This window comes from Fulvimarina uroteuthidis, assembly GCF_034321785.1.
GTDB classification, from domain to species: domain Bacteria; phylum Pseudomonadota; class Alphaproteobacteria; order Rhizobiales; family Rhizobiaceae; genus Fulvimarina; species Fulvimarina uroteuthidis.
The window spans coordinates 116,172-135,426 of the sequence record NZ_JAXLPB010000003.1 but is presented as its reverse complement, the minus strand read 5'-3'; the positions used below and the strand labels follow the sequence as shown (position 1 = coordinate 135,426).

Sequence of the window (19,255 nt, the reverse complement as noted above, 5' to 3'; positions counted from 1 at the left end):
CCGAAGCGAACAGCGCTTTCACGTCCCCTTAGAACAGCCGGGCCACACTGTTGCCGATCAGCGACGCGTGCGCCCGTCATAGGTCTTGACCGGCGAATCGCCGCCGAAGATCACCTGGCTCGGATCGCGAGAGAGGTCCTCCACCGCGCGGCCGACCTGGGTGGCGGTCTGGTTGAGGGACCGCGTCAGCGACTGGATCTCGCGGCGCGTCGAATCCGAAAGGCCCTGAATGTTCGCGGACAGAGGCTCGACTTGGCTGCGCACGGAATTGGCGGTATCGCGAATTGCCCGAAGCGCCTCGCTTACCTCGACGCCCAGCGGCCGCCCCGCATCGCTTCCGCTGAGGAGACCGTTGACCGACTGGATGACCGAATCGAGCTGGCCCGATGCCGACGCCAACTGGCGGCTGGTGAGATTGGCGTTGGTCAGGATCTCGTCGATCTCGTCCTGCCGCTCGTTGATGATGTCGCCGACGCGCCCGACGCTGTCGGCGGCCCGGGCGATATTGCCGGACGCGCTCGACACGTTGGCCACCGCGTTGTTGACCAGTTGCGGATCGACGGCGGTGAGGACGCGGTCGAGCTGTACCCGCGTCTGGTTGAAGCCCCGCAGCGCCGTCGTCAGCGTGCCGACCGCCGTATCGACCCCGTCGATGATCGAATCGATCGTCTCCGATTTCGAGCCGATGGTTTCGGCGAGATTGCCGATCTGGTCGATCGAATTGTTGAGCTGGTCGGTGTCGATGCGGTCGACGAAATTGCCCGCCTTGTCGACCGTCGCCGACAGGCGCCCGCTCGCATCGCGCAGGGAATCGGAAATTGGCTGGAGGTTGGCGAGCGCAGCGTCGATCTCGTCGCTGCGGTTGGCGACGGTCGAGGAGACGCGGTTCAGATTCTGGATGAGGTTGGACGCACCCGTGACCGCGGTGGTGATCGCCTCGCGCTGTTCGGCGATCGTCTCGGACACGGCGGACAGGTTCTGAGCCGTCGAGGACAGGCCCGTCACCGTGTCGGACACCTGCTGCGGATCGACGGAGGCGAGAATCTGGTTGGCCTTCTCGCCGGTCTGGCTGAGATTGTCGGCGGCCGCGACCACCGATGCCGTGATCGGATCGAGACGGTCGAGCGCCGTGCCGAGCGCATCGGATCGGGCCGCGATGGTCGAGGTCACGCGGTTGACGTCCTCCGCCGCGGCCGATGCGCCGGAAAGAAAGCTCGAGATCGCATCACGGGCGTTGGTCACCGTTTCGGTGATCGCGGCAAGGTTCGACGCCGTCGAGGCGACCCCCGACACGGCGTCGGACACTTCCTGCGCATCGACGGACGCCAGGAGCTCGTTCGCCGACTGGACGGTCGTGTCGAGCCGCGTGGCGACGCTCGTCGCCGTTTCCGACAGCGGGCCGAGATTGCCGATGAAGGCGTCGATGCCGTCGGCATTGCGCTGGATCGCCTCGCCGATCTGGCTGACGCCCGCCGCCGCTCCCTGGATCGACTGCGTCACGGCGTCGAGATTTTCGGCGCCGTTTCGCACCGACACCGTCGTCGCGTTCACATTGTCGACGATTTCGCGCACCTGCTGCGGATCGACCGCCTGCAGAATGGATTGCACGTCGTCGATCGCGGCCGGCAGCGCGTCGGCGACCGTACTGGCGCTGCGGGTCAAATCGGTCAGGCTGGCGATGAAATTGTCGATATCGTCGGAGTTCTCGGCGAGCGACGCGGTGAACCGCGAGACGTTCTCGGTGATGTCGGTGATGTTGCGCGCGCTGCTTTCGACCGTCGGCCCGACCGTGTTCACCACGCTCTCGAACTGGGTCATGATGTTGTTCGCCCGCTCGGCGATGTCGCGCGCGGTCTGCAGGATATCGGTCACTTCGGAGGGGCTGGCCGTGATGATGGCGACCGTGCCCTGCTCCTCGGCCTGCTGCAGCAGGCTCTCCTGCGCGAGCTGGCCACCGCGCATCTCGATGTAGCTGTAGCCGGTCAACGGATTGGCGACGAGGCTGGCATCCGTGGATTCGGAGATCGGCAGTCCGGGATCGACCATGGTCGAGGCGATGACGACGCGTGGATCGTTGGGGTCGAGCCGCAGGGACTGGACGGATCCGACCGGCAGGCCGTTGAACTGGACCTGGCTGCCCTGTTGAAGGCCGGTCACCGAGCCTTCGATGCGCACGAGCAGCGGAACCCGCGTCGTGCTGCTGGTGGCCAGCACCGACCAGTAGACGAAGCCGAAGGCCAGGCCCAGCACGACGAGCGTGAAGATTCCGACGCGGACGTAATTGGCTTTGGTTTCCATCAACCAGCTCCATTCGGCAGTTCGGCCGCGTGTCCGTCGCCATCGTGGACGATGGTGCGGGCGCGCTTGCCGTGAAAATAGGATTTCACCCAGGGGTGATCGTAATCGAGCATTTTCGACAGAGAGCCTTCGACGAGCACCTTGCGGTCGCCGAGGACCGCGATGCGGTCGCAGGCCTGGAACAGGCTGTCGAGATCGTGCGTGACCATGTAGACGCTGAGGCCGAGCGTGTCGCGAAGCGTCATGATCAGTTCGTCGAAATCCGCCGCGCCGATCGGATCGAGGCCGGAGGTCGGCTCGTCGAGGAACACGATGTCGGGATCGAGCGAGAGCGCCCGCGCGAGTGCGGCGCGCTTGATCATGCCGCCCGAGAGTTCGGACGGATATTTGTCGGCCGCGTCCGGCGCAAGGCCGACGAGATCGATCTTCAGGCGCGCCAGTTCGTCCATCAGCTTCGGCGAAAGGGTCAGATATTCGCGCATCGGCACCTGAATGTTCTCCAGCACCGTCAGCGACGAGAACAGCGCCCCCTGCTGGAACAGGACGCCCCAACGGCGCTCGACGGCGAGGCGTTCGCGATCGCTCGCCGTCTCGTAGTCGATGCCGAACACCTCGATCGTGCCGGCCTGCTTGTGGTTGAGGCCGAGAATGGTGCGCAGAAGCACCGATTTGCCCGCGCCCGACGGCCCGACGAAGCCCATGATCTCGCCGCGGCGCACGTCGAGATCGAGGTTTTCGAGGATCGTCTTTGTCCCGAAGCTGACGGTCACGCCGCGCGCCCGGATGATGATCTCGTTCTCGGCGCCGTCGCGCGGCCGTTCGGCGGGCAAGGCGGCCAGGTCCCCGGGAACGCTTCCTTCGACGAGCATGCTCAAAGTCCGATCGAGGCGTAGAAGATTGCGAAGATGCCATCCATCAGGATGACGAGAAAGATGGATTTGACGACGGCGGCCGTCACCCGGAGCCCGAGGCTTTCGGCGCTGCCGCCGACCTTCATGCCCTCGTTGGCTGCCACGAGCCCGATCAGGATCGCCATGAACGGCGCCTTGATCAGCCCCGAGAACACGGTGAACAGGTCGACCGAGCTCTGCAAGCCCTGAAGGAAGTTCAGGAACGAGATGTCGGAATAGATCCGCAGCGTGATGGCGCCGCCGGCAAGCGCGGAGAGGTTGGCGATCACCGTCAGGAGCGGCAGCGCGATCGACAGCGCGACGAGACGCGGGAACACCAGGACGCCGATCGGATTGAGGCCGATGACGTGCAGGGCATCGATCTCCTCGCGCATCTTCATCGAGCCGATCTCGGCGCAGATCGCGCTTCCCGACCGGCCGGCGATCATGATCGCGGCCAGGAGAACGCCGATCTCGCGCAGGACGAGGATGCTGATGAGGTTGACCGCGTAGACCTCGCCGCCATAGCGGCGAAGCTGGAAGGCGCCCTGCTGGGCGATGATGCCGCCGACGAGAAAGGTGATGAGGACGATGATCGGGATCGCCTTCACCCCCATCTGGTCGACCTGATTGAAGATCGCGGCCGGCCGGCTCTGGGTTCGCCCGGCGATCCGCCCGCCCGCGCCATACATCGCGCCGCCGATCAGGTTGAGGCCGCGCACGAGTTCGTCCCGGATGCCGAACATGAATTCGCCGACCGAGGCCACCATTGCGGTGAGCGGATTGGTCCGCTGCACCGTCCTGACCGGACGCTCGCGATCCATGGCGTTGCCGACGGCACTGAAGAGGGCGGCGTTCGCGGGCGCAAGGCCATCGATCGGGACGCTCTGCCGGTCTCGGGCGAGATCGCGCTTGAGACGCTCGATCACGAAGGCGCCCGCCGTATCGATCTGGCCGATGGCGGAGAGATCGATCGCGATGTCCGGTCCGAGCTTGGCCGAGGCGGTCTTCTCGAGATCGCTCTCGATCGAGCCGACCGTACGCGCCAGCCAGTCACCCGATGCCGTCAGCACCAGCGTTCCGTCCTGGCGCACGCCGCGCAGTCCCGGCGCCGTGACGTCCCCCCTCGGGCTTGCGCCCGTGCGTGTGCTCGATCCGTCCCCCATGCCTCGATGCAGCGGATCTGATATCCGCCCGCCCCTTTCTCGTCTGTCGACCGTCGATCCGGTTCGAACGCCGTGCCGCCCCGCGCCTATCACGACATCTTGTCGTCTTCATTTCCCGGACCTGCGGCTCGCGAAACGATGCGACGGGCCTAGATTGCCTGAACCGAAGTCCGTTCCCTGGTGAGCTTGTGTTAAGGCAAAATCGGGGACGGTGCGCGCATCGAGGAGACATTATCCATGACCAGTCGTCTTTCAGTCACAGTCGAGCGGTTTCCGCTGGCCGCCGAGTTCCGGATCGCGCGCGGCTCGAAGACCGAAGCGACGGTCATCGTCGCCACGCTCGAGCGGGACGGCTTCAGGGGCCGGGGCGAATGCGTCCCGTACGGGCGCTACGGGGAGAGCGTCGAAAGCGTGCACGAGACGATCCACGCGATTGCGGACGATCTGGCAAACGGGCTCGATCGCCAGCAATTGCAGGAACGGCTTCCCGCCGGCGCCGCCCGCAACGCGGTCGATTGCGCGTTCTGGGATCTCGAGGCCAAGATGACCGGCCGGCCGGTCTCGTCGCTGGTCTGCAGGCAGTTCCCGCGCCCGATCGAGACGGCCTACACGATCAGCCTTGATCAGCCCGGAAACATGGGCGCCGCGGCCCGCGCCGCCGATCGCAACATTCTGAAGATCAAGATGGGTACGCCGAACGATATCGAGCGGATTCGCGCGGTTCACGCCGCAGCGCGCGGCGCCCGGCTGATCCTCGACGCCAACGAGGGATGGGACGAGACCTGCCTGAGGCCGCACATGCTGGAGGCCGCGCGCGGTGGTGCCGTGCTCATCGAGCAGCCGCTGCCGGTCGGCGCCGACGACATCCTCGCCACGATGCCGCATCCGGTTCCCCTGTGCGCCGACGAATCGGCGCACACGACGGCGGATCTGGAAGGCCTCATGGGCCGATATGATTTCGTGAATATCAAGCTCGACAAGACGGGCGGGCTGACCGAAGCCTTGAAGATGATGGACAAAGCGCGCGAGCTCGGCTTCGGGGTCATGGTCGGATGCATGGTCAGCTCCTCGCTGGCCATGGCCCCGGCATCGCTTCTGGCGCAGGAGGCCGACATCGTCGATCTCGACGGACCGCTTCTGATCGCCAAGGACCGCGAGCACGCGATGCACTACACCCATTCCATGATGTCGCCTCCCGATCCCGCGCTCTGGGGCTGACCGGCGGGGCATCGCCGCCCCGGACGGCGGCCAAATCGCCGGACCTGCCGTCCGCATGACTTTCAAGATCGGCCGGAACCGCCTATGTGCGGCGCGAACGGCGCGCGAGCGCGCAAGCCAGACTGCCAGTCCGACGGGCGCACCCCTCGGATCGTTTTCAATCTTGGGACCCGTCTTGTACGAAATCCTCAACCTCATCAGCGAATTCGGCCCCCTGATCGTCCTGGCAGGCACGTTCTTCGAGGGCGAGGTCTTCGCCTTGATCGGGGGCTTTCTCGCCTATCGCGGGACCTATCCGTTCGAGCTGATGATCGGCCTTGCCTTCGTCGGCTCGTTCTTCGGCGATCTCGCCGTCTTCCTGTTCGCCCGCAATTCCTCGAATCATCGCTGGGTGAGGCCCTGGCGCGAACACCGGCGGTTCGCAAAGGCGCTGGAACTCGTCGAGAAGTATCAGGCCTATTTCGTGATCGTGAACCGTTACATCTACGGTCTGCGCATGCCAGGGCTCATCGCGCTTGGAATGTCCAAGATCACCCTGACGCGCTTCCTGATCCTCAATCTCATCGGGGCGGCCCTTTGGTCGGGCATCTTCACCACGCTGGGGTTCGTCTTCGGCTATTCGATCCAGTCGCTGTTTTCCCAGGTCGAGGTGGTCGAGAAGGGCGTGGCGATCTTCGTCGGCGTGCTGGCCGTCTCGCTGGCGGTCTATTTCGGCTATCGGCAGTGGGGACCGATCATCCGCGCGCGGCGCAAGCGGCGGAAACTGCGCGCGCGCCGCAAGGCACGGGACGAGGCGAACGACCGGCTGGAGGGCTGATCGGCCGAAAGACGCGTCGGCGCACAGATCGGCGCCGATGTTCGGTGCGACGCTTCAATCGGCCGCCCCGTCGCTCGTCTCCAGTCGGGTCTCTTTCGCCGCCTTGTCGCAGCTTCGCACGGGACCCTCGCGCGGAACCAGGAGCGAGAGAATGGCGGGCAGTTCCCGCGCCGAGGATGACCGGAAGAGCGCGTCCTGAAAATCGGCGTCCGTCGAGCCGGCCGACGTGCTCGCCGCGCTCGCGATCACTCCGATTGCCGATTCGACATCGGTCGCGACACGCTCGATCCGCTCGATCTGAGCGCGCAGGTCCTCCGCCAGACTGGCGAGCGTGGACATCTTGCGTTCCGCAATGTCGACCTTGTCCGGTGCATGGTCGCACAAGGCGGCAAGGGCGCGAATCGTTCGGAACGGAATGCCGAGATGCGAGAGTTCGTACGCCACGGAGAAGCGTCTGATATCCACCTCGCTGTACATGCGGGTGCCTTTTTCGGTCTTCTGAGGCGAGAGAATCCCCAGTTCCTCGTAATATAACAGCGTCCGCGGCGTGGTCTGGAACATCGCGGCGACCTCGCCGATCTTCCGCATTCCGATTTTTCGTGCGCGCTTTGCATCCATCTGAACGTTACATCGCTTATATGCCAAGTCATCATGGGTGATCGGCGGCCGCCGCGTTCCGAGCGTAGACATTCGTTTACACGGTCCGATCAATTCCTCGTCAGCCGAGAGCAACTAATGTCTTTCGGGAGTAAGATCGAATGTTTTCTTTGAACAGATTGTAATTCCGATCGCGCAGATGGGTGAGCGGCGTCCTGAAACCGGTTTTTTCTAAACTATCACGATTTTGTCATACTGTCCCCCGTCCGGTTGCCGGGCGGACGCTCCTCGCCTTATGCGCGAAGCCGGGAACAGGCCGGACCGTCCGGCAACGCCCATGCCGACATGGGTCGACGCCCCTTCGCCGCCCTCCGCGGCCCGGTACCGGCGACCCGCGCATCAGCCATCTTGAAACGGCCTGCCGAGCGACCGTTGCGCGCGGCGCATTCCTCGCTCTGGAGGATGGCCGCCATTCATGCGCCGGCGCCACCCATGCCCGCGCGCGGCACCGGCGTTCCGCACAAGACCGCCGTGCCGACATGGGCTCCGGTGGCGCAGGGTCGTTCATACATAGCGGTTGACGATCCCTTCGAGCATTTCCTGGCGGCCGGACCTTGGTTGCGGGTCAAGATCGAGGGCGCGGCGGGCGATCGATTCGAGATCGCGTTCGCCGGATAGGATCGCCCGGTTCTCGGCGCTCTCCCATCCTTCGTAGCGCGTGCGCAGGGGACCGGTCAGAGCTTCGTCGGCGAGCATCCGGTCGGCCGCGACCAGGCCGCGGGCGCACGTATCCATGGAGGCGACATGGGCGATCAGAAGATCGTCGGGCGCGATCGACTGGCGGCGGATCTTGGCATCGAAGTTCAGACCGCCGGTCGTAAAGCCGCCATGCTGCAGCATTTCGTGAAAGACCAGGGCCATCTCGCCCGCGCTCATGGCGAATTGATCGGTATCCCAGCCCAGGAGATCGTCGCCGCGATTGACGTCGAGCGAGCCGAACAGATCGTTCGCATAGGCATATCTGACTTCGTGCTCGAAGCTGTGCCCAGCCAGGATCGCGTGGTTCTGTTCCAGGTTGAGCTTCACGTCGCCGAGGAGATCGTATTTCTGCAGGAAGGCGAAGACGGCCGCCGCATCGAAATCATATTGATGCTTGGTCGGCTCCTTCGGTTTGGGCTCGATCAGGATCGGACCGCCGAACCCGATCTTGTGCTTGTATTCGACGAGCATCGCCAAAAAGCGCCCGAGCTGGTCGAGTTCGCGCTTCATGTCGGTGTTGAGCAGCGTCTCGTAGCCCTCGCGTCCGCCCCAGCAGACATAGTTCTCGCCGTTCAGGCGGTGGGTGGCGTCGAGCGCGGCCTTCACCTGACCGCACGCATAGGCGAAGACGTCCGGGTCGGGATTGGTCGCGGCGCCCGCCATGTAGCGCTTGTGGGAAAACAGGTTCGCCGTGCCCCACAGGAGGCGGACCCGGGCCGTCGCCATCTTCTCTTCGAAGAGATCGGTGACGGCCTTCAGATTGTCGATCGAGGCCTGGAGCGAGGCGCCCTCGGGCGCCACGTCGACATCGTGAAAGGTGAAGAACGGCACGTCGAGAAGCCGGAACATCTCGAACGCGACGTCCGCCTTCTGGCGGGCAAGCGCCAGCGGGTCGCCGCCCTGCATCCAGGGACGGTCGAACGTCTCGCCGCCGAACGGATCGCTGCCGGGCCAGGTGAACGAGTGCCAGTAGCAGACCGCGAAGCGCAAATGATCCTCCATCCGCCGGCCCGCGACCATTTTGTCCTTGTCGTAGAACCGGAATGCGAGGGGATCGCGGCTGTCCTCGCCGGCGAAGGCGACGGGGTCCGATCGTTCGAAGAAGCGTGACGACATGCAAGCACCTTTTGTTCAACGCAGGACCTTCGTCACGGCGCGCGTCGCGGGCCGTGCCGGGTCGTCGGCTCGGGGTCAGACCGGAGCGGCGACGGCCGCCGCTCCGAGGATCGGGCCGGTCTCGACTGTCGACCGGTCATCCGTCCGCAAACGCCTAGAACGGCGAATCCGGGTAGTAGTACTGGTCGGCGTTCTCCGGAGTGACGAGCACGGAGTCGATGATGAAGCGGCCTTCCATCGGCGCGTTCGACACGAACCTTGCGGCGGTCAGCCGGATCGCGGTCGCGATCATCGCCGGCGGATAGGTGACGTCGGCGGGCACCATGGCATCGCCGCTCTTCACCCGTTCGATCATCTGCTTCATGCCGGCACCGCCGAGCACCCACATGTCGGCCTCGCGACCCGACTGGTTGATCGCCTCGATCGCGCCGAGCGCCATGTCGTCGTCGGACGCCCAGACCGCGTCGATCTCGGCGTTCTTCGACAGGAAGTCCTGCATCACCTCGAAGGCCTTGTCGCGGTTCCAGTCGCCATGCTCCATGCCGACGATCTCGACGCCCGATCCCTCGATCGCCGCCTGGAAGGCTTCGACGCGCTCATTGTCGATCGTCGTCGGAATGCCGCGCAACACGACGATCTTGCCGCCGTCCGGCATTCTTTCCTTGAAATATTCGCCGGCAACGCGCCCGAAAGCGGTGTTGTCGCCGGCCACGTAGAGATCCTCGATCCCCTCCTGGGCAAGGCCCCGGTCGACGACGGTGACGAACTTGCCGGCGTCCGCGACCCGTTTGACCGGTCCCGTCAAGGGATCGGACTCGAACGGCAGGATGACGAGCGCGTCGATATCGCGGGTCGCCATCATGTCCTCGACGTCGGAGACCTGCTTGCCGGGATCGCCGGCCGTGGCGAGGACGAAGTCGAGGTTCGGATAGGTCTCCTCCAGGCTGTCGATCGCTTCCTGCGCGTGGAAGTTGACGCCGCCCGTCCAGCCATGGGTGGCGGCGGGGATCGAAACGCCGATCGTCGTCGTCTCGCCATCCTGCGCGCCGGCGACGCCGGGCAGTGCGAGACCGGCCGCAAGGCAGGCCCCGGCCGCATATGTCATCAGTCTCTTCATGTGGTTTCCTCCCATTGTGCCACCCGAGATCAGGCGGCGCCTTTCCGGCCGCGCTGCAAGACGACGGCCAGGATGATGATGACGCCCTGGATCGCCCCGTTGAGATAGGGGCTGACCAGGTCCGTCAGGTTCAGGATGTTGTCGATGAGGCTGAGGATCAGGACGCCGACGACGGTGCCCCAGACACGGCCGAACCCGCCCTTCAGCACCGTGCCGCCGATGATGACGGCGGCGATCGCCTCGAGCTCCCACAAAAGACCCGTCGTCGAGGATGCCGAGCCGAGACGCGGGACGTACATGATGGTGGCGATGCCGACGAGCATGCCCTGCAGCATGTAGGTGACGAGCCGCACCCGCTCGACGGGGATCGCCGAATAGCGCGCGACCTGATCGTTCGAGCCGATCGCCGCGGCATGCCGGCCATAGGCGGTCTTGCGCATGACGATCTCGCCCACGATCGCGACCAGCGCAAAGACGATGATCGGCCAGGCGATGCCGGCCATGCCGCCGTAATAGACCGGGCGGTAGACCTCGCGCAGCTCGAAGTTCAAAGAGAGCGTGCCGCCGTCGGCGAGCCAGATGACGAGCGAACGGAAGATGCCGAGCGTACCGAGGGTGACGATGAAGGCTTCGATCCGCCCGACGGTGATGAGAATGCCGTTCACGAACCCCGCGGCAAGGCCGAGGAGCAGGCAGGCGACCATTCCGACGAGGATGCTGCCCCAGCCGATGCCGAGCACCGGCACGAGCGCGTTGAGGACGATGATCGTGACGCCGGCAAGAAAGGCCGACATCGACCCGACCGACAGGTCCAGCCCGCCGATCGTGATGACGAAGGTCGCTCCGACCGCGATGATGCCGATGAAGGCGGATCGCGCGAGCACGTTCGTCACATTGCCCGAGGACAGGAACTGGTCGTTCAGCGACATGCCGAAGAGCACGAGGGCGACCAGCGCGATGACCGGTCCCCACACGTGAAAGTCGAGGCGTCGCCCATGCTTTTCGCGCGGCGTTGACGGTCTGGTCTCAGCGGACGACATCAGGCGACCTCCTCGAGCGGTTCGGAATGGAGGCCCATGGCGCGCCGCACGATCGCCTCTTCGGTGATTTCGGCGCCGGTGAGTTCACCGGCAAGGCGGCCGGAGCGCATGACGACGACGCGGTGGCAAAGCCCGATCACCTCCGACATCTCCGACGAAATCACGATGACCGCCCGGCCCTCTTCGGCCAGATCGTGGATGAAGCGGTAGATCTGCTGCTTGGTGCCGATGTCGATGCCGCGCGTCGGTTCGTCGAGGATGACGATGTCCGGGTCGACCAGCATCGTCTTGGCGAGAAGCAGCTTCTGCTGGTTGCCGCCCGAAAGATTGCCGACCCGGCCCTCGCGCGAGGCGCCCCGGATGTCGAAGCGCTCGACCGCCGTGTCCAGCGCCTTGCGCTCGGCCGCTTCGTCGACGAAGATCTTCGAGAAGCGGTCGAGCCCCAGCAGCGTCAGGTTCTCGCGCATGCCGTATTCGAGCAGCAGGCCCCGTCCCTTTCGATCCTCGGTGAGATAGGAAAGCCCGTGGCGTACGGCGTCGCGCGGGCTCGCCACGCGGATCGGATCGCCGTTCACCCGGATCGTGCCGGCGCTTTCGCGCAGGCCCATGATGCCTTCCATCAGTTCGGTCCGCCCGGCCCCGACCAGACCGGCAAAGCCCAGAACCTCGCCCTTCGCCAGCTTGAAGGAGATGTCCCTCGCATGGCCCGGCACGCTGAATCGCTCGACTTCGAGCGCGGGCGCGAGACGCCGGGGCTCGCCCTTCGGCGGAAACAGGTCGCTCAGCTCGCGACCCACCATGTCGCGGGCCATCGTGTCGGTGCTGGTCTTCGACGCCGGCCGGTTGGAGATGAACGAGCCGTCGCGCAGGACGGTCACCTCGTCGGCGATGCGCACGATCTCGTCGAGCTTGTGGGACGTGTAGAGAATGACGACGCCTTCGGCCTTCAGCCGGGAGATCTGCTCGAACAGCACCTCGGCTTCGCGGGAGGTCAGCACCGCAGTCGGCTCGTCCATCACGAGAACGCGCGCGTCGCGGGCCAGCGCCTTGGCGATCTCGACCATCTGTTTCTGCGAGACCGAGAGGCTGGAGACCGGGCGGCGGGTGTCGATCGGCGTCGCCAGTTCGTCGAGAAGTTCGCTCGCACGCCGGCGCATCGTCTTCCAGTCGAGAAAGACGCCCTTCTTCAGCTCCCGCCCGAGAAAGATATTGGCTTCGGCCGAAAGCTGTTCGGCCAGGTTAAATTCCTGGTGGATGAGGACGACGCCGGCGCGCTCGGCCTCGTCGCTCGAGGAGAACCGGACCGGCTCTCCGCGAAGCCATATCTCGCCGCCGGTGACCGGCTGATAGCCGGTGAGGCACTTCATCAATGTCGACTTGCCCGCGCCGTTCTCGCCGACCAGGGCATGAACCTCGCCGGGCCGAAGCGCGAAGTCGATGCCGTGCAGCACCTCGACCGGCCCGAAGCTCTTGCGGACGCCGCGGGCCTCGATGATCGGGGCCGTCCGTTCCCCGGTCGTCGCACGGGGACCGCCGGGAGCGGGCGCGGTGATCATAGCCGCGTCCACGCGCCGTCGTCCCTGGCGGACCTGACGCAGGCTTCGATGAAGGCCATGCCGGTGACACCGTCCTCGATGGTGACCGTCCCCAGCCCCTCCGGCGGCGCGCGCCCCTCGTCGGTCGCGGCGATGAGTTCGGCCGCCTCCGCATAGATCGTCGCGAAACCCTCGAGATAGCCTTCCGGATGGCCCGCGGGGATGCGAGTCACGCGCCCCGCCGCCGCGTTCGCGCCCGCGCCGCCGCGCGTCAGCAGCTGCTTGGGTTCCCCGAGCCGCGTGAACCAGAGCCTGTTCGGCTCTTCCTGCTGCCAGGTAAGGCCGGCCTTCGTGCCGATGACGGTAAGGGCGAGCGTGTTCTCGTGGCCGACGGCCACCTGACTCGCCCAGAGCGTGCCCTTGGCCGCAACGCCGTTCCGCTCCCTGAAACGCAGGAGCATCTGCGCATTGTCGTCGAGACTCCGGCCCTCGCCGAAGCTCGTCAGCTCGCAGGCGAGACTGTCGAGCTCCAGCCCGGTGACGAAAGAGGCGAGATTGAAGGCGTGGGTGCCGATATCGCCGATCGTGCCGCCGGCCCCCGACTTCGACGGATCGACCCGCCAGGCCGCCTGCTTGGAGCCGGCATCCTCTACCTTCGTCGCCAGAAAGTCCTGGATATAGTGCGCCTGGACGATGCGGATGTCGCCGAGGTCGCCAGCCGCGCACATCGCGCGCGCCTGACGGATCATCGGATAGCCGGTATAATTGTGGGTGAGGACGAACGCCTTACCCGACCGCCTCACGATCTCCGCCAGATCCTTCGCATCCGCGAGCGTCGTCGTGACCGGCTTGTCGCAGATGACGTGGTAGCCGGCTTCCAGGAAAGTCCGGGCGACCGGGTAATGCATGTGGTTGGGCGTGACGATCGCCACCGCCTCGATGCCGTCGGGGCGCTCCTTCTCGGCGCGCGCCATCTCCTCGTAGGAGCCGTAGCTGCGCGCGGGATCGAGACCGATCTCGGCGGCGGACGCCTTCGCCTTTTCCGGCGTCGACGAGAGCGCGCCCGCGACGAGATCGAACCGGTCGTCGATGCGGGCGGCCATGCGATGCACCGCGCCGATGAAGGCGCCCTGCCCGCCACCGACCATGCCGAGCCGGATACGCCGGCCGCGCGCGTCGTCGCGTCCTTCGATGGTCATGATGCGTCTCCCTCGGCAGAGATCCCCAGCATACGCCGGTTCGCCGCCTCGTCCGTGCCGCCGCTGGCAAAGTCGTCGAAGGCCTTGTCGGTCACTTCGATGATGTGATGGGCGATGAAGGGCGCGCCCTCGGCGGCGCCCTGTTCCGGGCTCTTCAGGCAGCATTCCCATTCGAGGACGGCCCAGGACGAATAGCCGTATTCGGCCATCTTCGAGAAGATCGCCGAGAAGTCGACCTGGCCGTCGCCAAGCGAGCGGAACCGGGCGGCGCGCTTGGCCCAGGGCTGGTAACCGGAATAGACCCCCTGGCGCGCCGTGGGATTGAACTCGGCATCCTTGACGTGGAACGCGCAGATCCGCTCGTGATAGACGTCGATGAAACCGACATAATCGAGCTGCTGCAGCACGAAGTGCGAGGGATCGTAATTGATCTTGAGGCGTGGATGATGGCCCGCCGCTTCCAGGAACATCTCGAACGTCGCCCCGTCGAAGACGTCCTCGCCCGGATGGATCTCGTAGCCGACATCGCAGCCGGCCTCGTCGAATGCATCGAGAATCGGGACCCAGCGCCGTGCCAGTTCGTCGAACGCGGTATCGACCAGCCCGGCCGGACGCTGGGGCCAGGGATAGAGGAACGGCCAGGCGAGCGCGCCGGGAAAGGTGACATGGCTGGAAAAGCCGAAATGCGCAGACGCTTTCGCGGCAAGCTTCAGCTGGTCGACGGCCCACGCCTGCCGGGCTTTAGGCTTGCCGCGCACCTCGGGCTCCGCAAAGCCGTCGAAGGCCTCGTCGAACGCCGGATGCACGGCGACGAGCTGTCCCTGCAGATGGGTCGACAGGTCGGTGATCTCGACCCCGGCATCGCGCGCAATGCCCGCAATCTCGTCGCAATAGGTTTTCGAATCGGCCGCCCTCGCCAGATCGAACAGGCGCGCGTCCCAGGTCGGAACCTGCACGCCCTTGTAGCCGTGGCCGGCGGCCCATCGGCAGATCGAGCCAAAATCGTTGAACGGCGCATCGTCGCCGGCGAACTGGGCGAGAAAGATCCCCGGCCCCTTCATCGTCTGCATGTCGGCTCCTCCCGAGACATTCGACCCGACGGGACGGGACGGCGGAGACCCACCCTCTCCGACGCACGTTCCGTTGACCGGCAAACTGGCACACCGGGAACGCCTTTTGAAGGGCGTACATCAAAAAATCATAAGTTATGCTGGCAGATTTTCACGAATGAAAATATCGATCCGGATCCGCTCCTGCTCCTCCACCACGCCGGTCTTGCTGGCGCATGCCAGAAGGACACGCGCGGCGGACCGGACCTCGTGGCCGGGGTTCTGGGCGAGAATCGCATCGAACTGTCCGGCGCGCAGCGCCTCGACCGAGCCCGGCGTCAGCTCGTGGCAGACGACGACGGGGCGAATCGCGGTCGCGCCGGCGCGCAGCGCGCTCGCGATCCCGACATTGCCCGCGCCGACATTGTAGATCCCGACAAGGTCCGGATGCTCACCCAGAACGTCCTTCGCCGCCCGTTCCGCCCGGTTCCGCTCGTCGCGTGTCTCGATCACGGGCAGGACCGTCAGATGCGGAAAGTTGCGCTCGACGATCTGCGAAAAGCCGAGGCAACGATCGACATGGTCGCGCAGCGACAGCGACCCGACGAGAAGGGCGACCGTTCCGGCACGGCCGGCGGTGAAACGCCCGAGCAGGGTCCCCGCGCTCCGGCCGGCCGCGGTGTTGTCGATGCCGATGAAGCGCAGCCTCTGCGATTTCGGCACGTCCGAAACCAGCGTGACCACGGCGACGCCGTCGCCGGACAGCCGATCGATCGCGGCCAGGATATCGGGGTGATCGAGGGCGACGATCGCCGCGCCGTCCGCCTCCCGGTCGATCCCGTCGATCGCTTCGACGAGACGTTTCGGATCGAACACGTCGGCGAACACCGTCTCGACCGATGCCCTGTTCGCGGTCAGCCAGCCGGTCAGGCTTTCGAGCCGCGCGGCAAGATCGGCCATGAAGGCGTTGGTGCCGCCGGGCAGGAGGAAGACGAATTTGTAGCGCTTGCGCCGGGCGAGCCCCGCCGCCAGCGGGTCCACCCGGTAGTCGAGCGCGGCCATCGCCGCCCTGACGCGCTCCACCGTATGCGCCCTGACGTTCGGCCGCCGGTTGATGACGCGGTCCACCGTCGCCAGCGACACGCCGGCCAGTTTCGCGACGTCGCTGAGGGTCGGAACGGGGCTCATATACGCGTTGAACCACGATGTCTTGACGTACGCAACTCAATCGGTGCGGAGGCGACTGTCTGCGACCGCCATCCGATCGTCGCAGAAGGAGCGCCGTCGATCGGACCAGATGGGCTCCGTCGAGGGTCGCTGCGATCTCGTATCGTCCTGAGAGCCCGGCGCATTTCGTTCCAGCCCGGCCGATGGACGATTTTTTTCCCCGACGTTCGCGGTTGCGACGAACCACCGCGCATGCCGCGATGCGGCCGGTGATATTTTCACCAAGATTTGCCTCGACAGTCACGCCCGTTGTGCGTGGTGGGACACCGCGATCAGCGGACGAGCCGTAAAGCGAGAGAGCCGATGACCCGAATTCGACACAGCCGCCGGACGTTTCTTTCCGCAGGCGTTCTGGGCGCGGCCGCCGCGCTCTCTTCCGGACTGCCCGGCCTCATGGCACCGGCGGCAAGAGCGCAGGGCCTCGCGCCGACGCCGTCGATGCGCGGCGGCTCCAACAACTACCGTCCCGGCGCCCCGATCGTCGAGCGGATCGGAAACGGTGGTTTCTGGATGTCGGGCACCGTTCGCCGCGCCGGAGACGGGGCGCCGCTCGAAGGGGTGAGAATTCAGATCTGGGCGCACACGACCGAGGGATATGAGAGCGATCCCGAAAGCCACGGCGCGACCCTGACCGGGCCGGATGGCGTGTTTCGGCTCGAAATGCCGCAGATCGTCCCGGCTTTCGGGCAGGCGCATGGCCATCTCGCCTATGACGATCCCGCGTTCGAGACCGTCTTCCTTCGGCCGGTCATGGACAGCGCGCGCGATACGTCGCTCACCGCGGACTTCGTGCTGCAGCCGGCCTGAGCACCCATGTCACGGCCCCGTGCCATTCTCGCCTGGGCATCGCTTGCCGCCGCCCTGATCATTCCGGTCGCCGTCGCGGCGACGAGCCCGTTTCTCAGCTATCGGAGCTGGGTCTATATCGCGGCCGGGTTCGCGGGGATCGTGGCGCTGGCCCTCATCCTGCTCCAGCCGCTTCTCGTCGGACATTATCTGCCGAAGCTTTCGGCGCGCGCGGGGCGCGTGCTTCATCGCCGGGTCGGGACGGGGCTGGTCTGTCTCGTCGTGCTTCACGTCGGCGGTCTCTGGCTGACCAGTCCGCCCGACGTCATCGATGCGCTGCTTTTCGTTTCCCCGACGCCCTTCTCGATCTGGGGCGTCCTTGCCATGTGGGCGCTGTTTGCCGCCGCGGCACTGGCCTTGCTGCGGAAACCCTTGCGCATCCGGCCGCCGGTCTGGCGCTTCGCGCACACGGCGCTCACGCTCTCGGTGGTCGTCGGCAGCGTGGTTCATACCATGCTGATCGAAGGGGCGATGGGCACGGTATCGAAGGCTGTTCTCTGCCTTCTGGTCCTTGCGGCCACCATCAAGGCGATGGTCGACCTTCGCAGCTGGGCGCTCCTGAAACGGATGAGGCCCGGGCCCTCCGGCCGCCCGTGACACACCGCCCGACGCAACCGGGCGCCCCGATCGCGAACCTGTTCGCGAACGCGGGATCGCGCGCCCTTGGATCCGGACAAGGCACGGAAGCCAAGGCGGATGCACGCGAGGCATATCGGAAAAATCTGGAAGGGTCAGTACGCCATAAGGAGAAATGGTACGCCCAAGGGGAATCGAACCCCTGTTTGCGCCGTGAGAGGGCGCCGTCCTAACCGCTAGACGATGGGCGCGTACTGTGGGAGCGACATAGAATGTCGGCGCTTCTGGCGCAAGGGATAAGTTGGGCCGTTCTCGAGAAATTTTCTCACGGCCCGCGCTCTATGCCCCCCTTTCCTATTGCGGAACGGGCGCCGAAGGGTCGATCACATATTCCGAGACGATCGCGCCGGTGGTCCGATCGACGAGAACGAGCCTCACGGCGTCGCCGCTGCGCACCGTCAGCAGCAGGCGGTTGGCGTCGAGGGCCGTATCGATGATCTCCCCGCCCCCCGGCAGAGGGATGGCGACCGGGGTGCCGTCATAGACCGGCTCGCTGGAACGCGTCGTCTTGTAGATGATCACGCCGAACACCGTCAGCACCGACAGGATCATGAAGCCCATCGAGAAGATCAGCAGGCGCATCAGCTTTCGGCGCAGATTCTCGGCCGCCGGGTCGAGCGGCTCGTCATCTTGGCGTTCGGGTTCGCTGGTCATATGAGTGTCTGCCTGAGTTTCGCACGCAAGCCGTCACGGCTTGTGATATTCGCACCTACAAGCGCGGCCCCCATGGATACAAGAGAATTCGCCGTCGCAGCCGAGGAAGCCGGAATGCGGATCGATGCGTTCCTGGCGGGGCGATGCGCGCCCGAACTCTCGCGCGCACGGCTGCAGGGGCTGATCGCCGCAGGTGACGCGACGATCGGCGGACAGCCGGTGACGGCCGCCAAACGCCGCGTCGCCGAACGGGACATCGTCGCCCTGCGCGTGCCGCCGCCTGAAGATCCCGAGCCGGACGCCGAGGACATTGCGCTCGCCATCGTCTTCGAAGACGCGGATCTGATCGTCGTCGACAAGCCGGCCGGGCTCGTCGTCCATCCAGGACCGGGCAACTGGACCGGAACGCTGGTGAACGCCCTCCTTCACCATTGCGGTCGAGACCTTTCCGGCATCAACGGCGTCAAGCGTCCCGGCATCGTGCACCGCCTCGACAAGGACACGAGCGGGCTTCTCGTCGTGGCCAAGTCCGATGCCGCCCATCGCTCCCTGGCCGAGCAGTTCGCGGCGCATGGACGGGACGGGCGCTTGACCCGCTCCTATCTGGCGCTCGTCTGGGGCACCCCGATCCCCCATCTCGGGCGGATCGAGACGCTTCTCGGACGTTCCTCGTCGGACCGGCTGAAACGAGCCGTCGTGACACAGACCCAACCGGACGCGCGCCAGGCGATCACCCACTACCGGGTGGTATCCGGCCTGCACGAGGCAAGCGGCGTCGAGGCGAGCCTGGTCGAATGCCGGCTGGAAACGGGGCGCACCCATCAGATCCGCGTCCATATGGCCCATATCGGCCATCCGCTGATCGGCGACGATGTCTACGGCTCGGGCTTCCGCTCGAAGGTCAACGCCCTCGACGACAGGGCCCACGGGGCTCTCGCAAGGTTCCAGCGGCAGGCATTGCACGCCGCCGAACTCGGCTTCGTCCACCCCATCAGCGGGGAAACGCAGTGTTTCACGAGCGACGTACCCGACGATTTCCGGGAACTGGGAGCCGCGCTCGGGATTGATCTTCCATGAAAACCAATGGCTTC

The 19,255-nt window shown here is 65.7% G+C and carries 17 protein-coding genes and 1 tRNA gene; 5 read left to right on the top strand and 13 right to left on the bottom strand.

The window, feature by feature from the left end:
- Positions 1-57: 57 nt before the first annotated feature.
- The 3 genes from U0C82_RS10320 to U0C82_RS10310 are packed head-to-tail and all read right to left on the bottom strand — an operon-like array spanning position 58 to position 4,282.
- Positions 58-2,298, bottom strand: coding sequence for an MlaD family protein (locus U0C82_RS10320; RefSeq protein ID WP_322187026.1), 2,241 nt, complete (start codon positions 2,296-2,298; stop codon positions 58-60).
- Entirely contained in the window at positions 2,298-3,167 is an 870-nt protein-coding gene (locus U0C82_RS10315) for an ABC transporter ATP-binding protein (RefSeq protein ID WP_322187025.1), read from the bottom strand. Before U0C82_RS10315 ends, U0C82_RS10320 begins: the two co-directional genes overlap by 1 nt.
- 2 nt (positions 3,168-3,169) lie before the next feature.
- Entirely contained in the window at positions 3,170-4,282 is a 1,113-nt protein-coding gene (locus U0C82_RS10310; protein ID WP_322187024.1) for an ABC transporter permease, read from the bottom strand.
- Positions 4,283-4,591: 309 nt separating this feature from the next.
- On the opposite strand from U0C82_RS10310, the gene dgcA reads away from it, so the two are divergent.
- Together dgcA and U0C82_RS10300 are read left to right on the top strand one after the other, a co-directional pair.
- On the top strand, positions 4,592-5,572 hold the full coding sequence (gene dgcA, locus U0C82_RS10305; protein WP_322187023.1) for an N-acetyl-D-Glu racemase DgcA: 981 nt from the start codon (positions 4,592-4,594) through the stop codon (positions 5,570-5,572).
- A gap of 175 nt (positions 5,573-5,747) precedes the next feature.
- Positions 5,748-6,389: a DedA family protein gene (locus U0C82_RS10300; RefSeq protein WP_322187022.1), complete on the top strand. Its 642-nt coding sequence runs from the start codon at positions 5,748-5,750 to the stop codon at positions 6,387-6,389.
- 54 nt (positions 6,390-6,443) lie between these two features.
- Here the strand turns inward: U0C82_RS10300 and U0C82_RS10295 are convergent, their stop codons facing one another.
- The 8 genes from U0C82_RS10295 to U0C82_RS10260 all read right to left on the bottom strand — a co-directional run bounded on the left by U0C82_RS10295 (position 6,444) and on the right by U0C82_RS10260 (position 15,989).
- Positions 6,444-6,977, bottom strand: a complete 534-nt coding sequence (locus U0C82_RS10295) for a MerR family transcriptional regulator (protein ID WP_322187021.1) — start codon at positions 6,975-6,977, stop codon at positions 6,444-6,446.
- A gap of 573 nt (positions 6,978-7,550) precedes the next feature.
- Positions 7,551-8,861: a xylose isomerase gene (xylA, locus tag U0C82_RS10290; protein WP_322187020.1), complete on the bottom strand. Its 1,311-nt coding sequence runs from the start codon at positions 8,859-8,861 to the stop codon at positions 7,551-7,553.
- A gap of 154 nt (positions 8,862-9,015) precedes the next feature.
- Positions 9,016-9,978 carry an ABC transporter substrate-binding protein gene (locus tag U0C82_RS10285; protein WP_322187019.1) on the bottom strand — a complete coding sequence of 321 codons (963 nt, stop codon included), beginning with the start codon at positions 9,976-9,978 and terminating at the stop codon, positions 9,016-9,018.
- 29 nt (positions 9,979-10,007) lie between these two features.
- Positions 10,008-11,018, bottom strand: coding sequence for an ABC transporter permease (locus U0C82_RS10280; RefSeq protein ID WP_322187018.1), 1,011 nt, complete (start codon positions 11,016-11,018; stop codon positions 10,008-10,010).
- Positions 11,018-12,574: a sugar ABC transporter ATP-binding protein gene (locus U0C82_RS10275; protein WP_322187017.1), complete on the bottom strand. Its 1,557-nt coding sequence runs from the start codon at positions 12,572-12,574 to the stop codon at positions 11,018-11,020. The genes U0C82_RS10280 and U0C82_RS10275 overlap by 1 nt, the downstream gene beginning before the upstream one ends.
- Entirely contained in the window at positions 12,571-13,752 is a 1,182-nt protein-coding gene (locus U0C82_RS10270; RefSeq protein ID WP_322187016.1) for a Gfo/Idh/MocA family protein, read from the bottom strand. The genes U0C82_RS10275 and U0C82_RS10270 overlap by 4 nt, the downstream gene beginning before the upstream one ends.
- Positions 13,749-14,822 (bottom strand): sugar phosphate isomerase/epimerase family protein, encoded by a 1,074-nt coding sequence (locus tag U0C82_RS10265; RefSeq protein WP_322187015.1) that lies wholly within the window; start codon positions 14,820-14,822, stop codon positions 13,749-13,751. Before U0C82_RS10265 ends, U0C82_RS10270 begins: the two co-directional genes overlap by 4 nt.
- A 135-nt stretch (positions 14,823-14,957) precedes the next feature.
- A complete protein-coding gene (locus U0C82_RS10260; RefSeq protein WP_322187014.1) occupies positions 14,958-15,989 on the bottom strand; it encodes a LacI family DNA-binding transcriptional regulator in 1,032 nt (343 codons plus the stop codon).
- A 342-nt stretch (positions 15,990-16,331) separates the two neighbouring features.
- Here U0C82_RS10260 and U0C82_RS10255 point away from each other — a divergent pair, with 342 nt between their 5' ends.
- Together U0C82_RS10255 and U0C82_RS10250 are read left to right on the top strand one after the other, a co-directional pair.
- Positions 16,332-16,835, top strand: coding sequence for a peptidase associated/transthyretin-like domain-containing protein (locus tag U0C82_RS10255; protein ID WP_322187013.1), 504 nt, complete (start codon positions 16,332-16,334; stop codon positions 16,833-16,835).
- Between the two features lie 6 nt (positions 16,836-16,841).
- Entirely contained in the window at positions 16,842-17,471 is a 630-nt protein-coding gene (locus tag U0C82_RS10250) for a ferric reductase-like transmembrane domain-containing protein (protein WP_322187012.1), read from the top strand.
- Between the two features lie 155 nt (positions 17,472-17,626).
- Here the strand turns inward: U0C82_RS10250 and U0C82_RS10245 are convergent.
- Both U0C82_RS10245 and U0C82_RS10240 read right to left on the bottom strand, forming a co-directional pair.
- Positions 17,627-17,701 (bottom strand) — tRNA-Glu (locus U0C82_RS10245).
- 103 nt (positions 17,702-17,804) lie between these two features.
- A complete protein-coding gene (locus U0C82_RS10240) occupies positions 17,805-18,164 on the bottom strand; it encodes a hypothetical protein (protein WP_322187011.1) in 360 nt (119 codons plus the stop codon).
- Positions 18,165-18,236: 72 nt separating this feature from the next.
- On the opposite strand from U0C82_RS10240, the gene U0C82_RS10235 reads away from it, so the two are divergent.
- A complete protein-coding gene (locus tag U0C82_RS10235; protein WP_322187010.1) occupies positions 18,237-19,241 on the top strand; it encodes an RluA family pseudouridine synthase in 1,005 nt (334 codons plus the stop codon).
- Positions 19,242-19,255 lie beyond the last annotated feature (14 nt).

What these genes read in the sequence shown, in the direction of transcription:
- U0C82_RS10240 (WP_322187011.1), bottom strand. Translation starts at nt 18,164, where the DNA reads ATGACCAGCGAACCCGAACGCCAAGATGACGAGCCGCTCGACCCGGCG.
- U0C82_RS10250 (WP_322187012.1), top strand. Translation starts at nt 16,842, where the DNA reads ATGTCACGGCCCCGTGCCATTCTCGCCTGGGCATCGCTTGCCGCCGCC.
- U0C82_RS10235 (WP_322187010.1), top strand. Translation starts at nt 18,237, where the DNA reads ATGGATACAAGAGAATTCGCCGTCGCAGCCGAGGAAGCCGGAATGCGG.
- dgcA (WP_322187023.1), top strand. Translation starts at nt 4,592, where the DNA reads ATGACCAGTCGTCTTTCAGTCACAGTCGAGCGGTTTCCGCTGGCCGCC.
- xylA (WP_322187020.1), bottom strand. Translation starts at nt 8,861, where the DNA reads ATGTCGTCACGCTTCTTCGAACGATCGGACCCCGTCGCCTTCGCCGGC.
- U0C82_RS10285 (WP_322187019.1), bottom strand. Translation starts at nt 9,978, where the DNA reads ATGAAGAGACTGATGACATATGCGGCCGGGGCCTGCCTTGCGGCCGGT.
- U0C82_RS10280 (WP_322187018.1), bottom strand. Translation starts at nt 11,018, where the DNA reads ATGTCGTCCGCTGAGACCAGACCGTCAACGCCGCGCGAAAAGCATGGG.
- U0C82_RS10260 (WP_322187014.1), bottom strand. Translation starts at nt 15,989, where the DNA reads ATGAGCCCCGTTCCGACCCTCAGCGACGTCGCGAAACTGGCCGGCGTG.
- U0C82_RS10255 (WP_322187013.1), top strand. Translation starts at nt 16,332, where the DNA reads ATGACCCGAATTCGACACAGCCGCCGGACGTTTCTTTCCGCAGGCGTT.
- U0C82_RS10295 (WP_322187021.1), bottom strand. Translation starts at nt 6,977, where the DNA reads ATGCGGAAGATCGGCGAGGTCGCCGCGATGTTCCAGACCACGCCGCGG.
- U0C82_RS10265 (WP_322187015.1), bottom strand. Translation starts at nt 14,822, where the DNA reads ATGCAGACGATGAAGGGGCCGGGGATCTTTCTCGCCCAGTTCGCCGGC.
- U0C82_RS10275 (WP_322187017.1), bottom strand. Translation starts at nt 12,574, where the DNA reads ATGATCACCGCGCCCGCTCCCGGCGGTCCCCGTGCGACGACCGGGGAA.
- U0C82_RS10315 (WP_322187025.1), bottom strand. Translation starts at nt 3,167, where the DNA reads ATGCTCGTCGAAGGAAGCGTTCCCGGGGACCTGGCCGCCTTGCCCGCC.
- U0C82_RS10270 (WP_322187016.1), bottom strand. Translation starts at nt 13,752, where the DNA reads ATGACCATCGAAGGACGCGACGACGCGCGCGGCCGGCGTATCCGGCTC.
- U0C82_RS10320 (WP_322187026.1), bottom strand. Translation starts at nt 2,298, where the DNA reads ATGGAAACCAAAGCCAATTACGTCCGCGTCGGAATCTTCACGCTCGTC.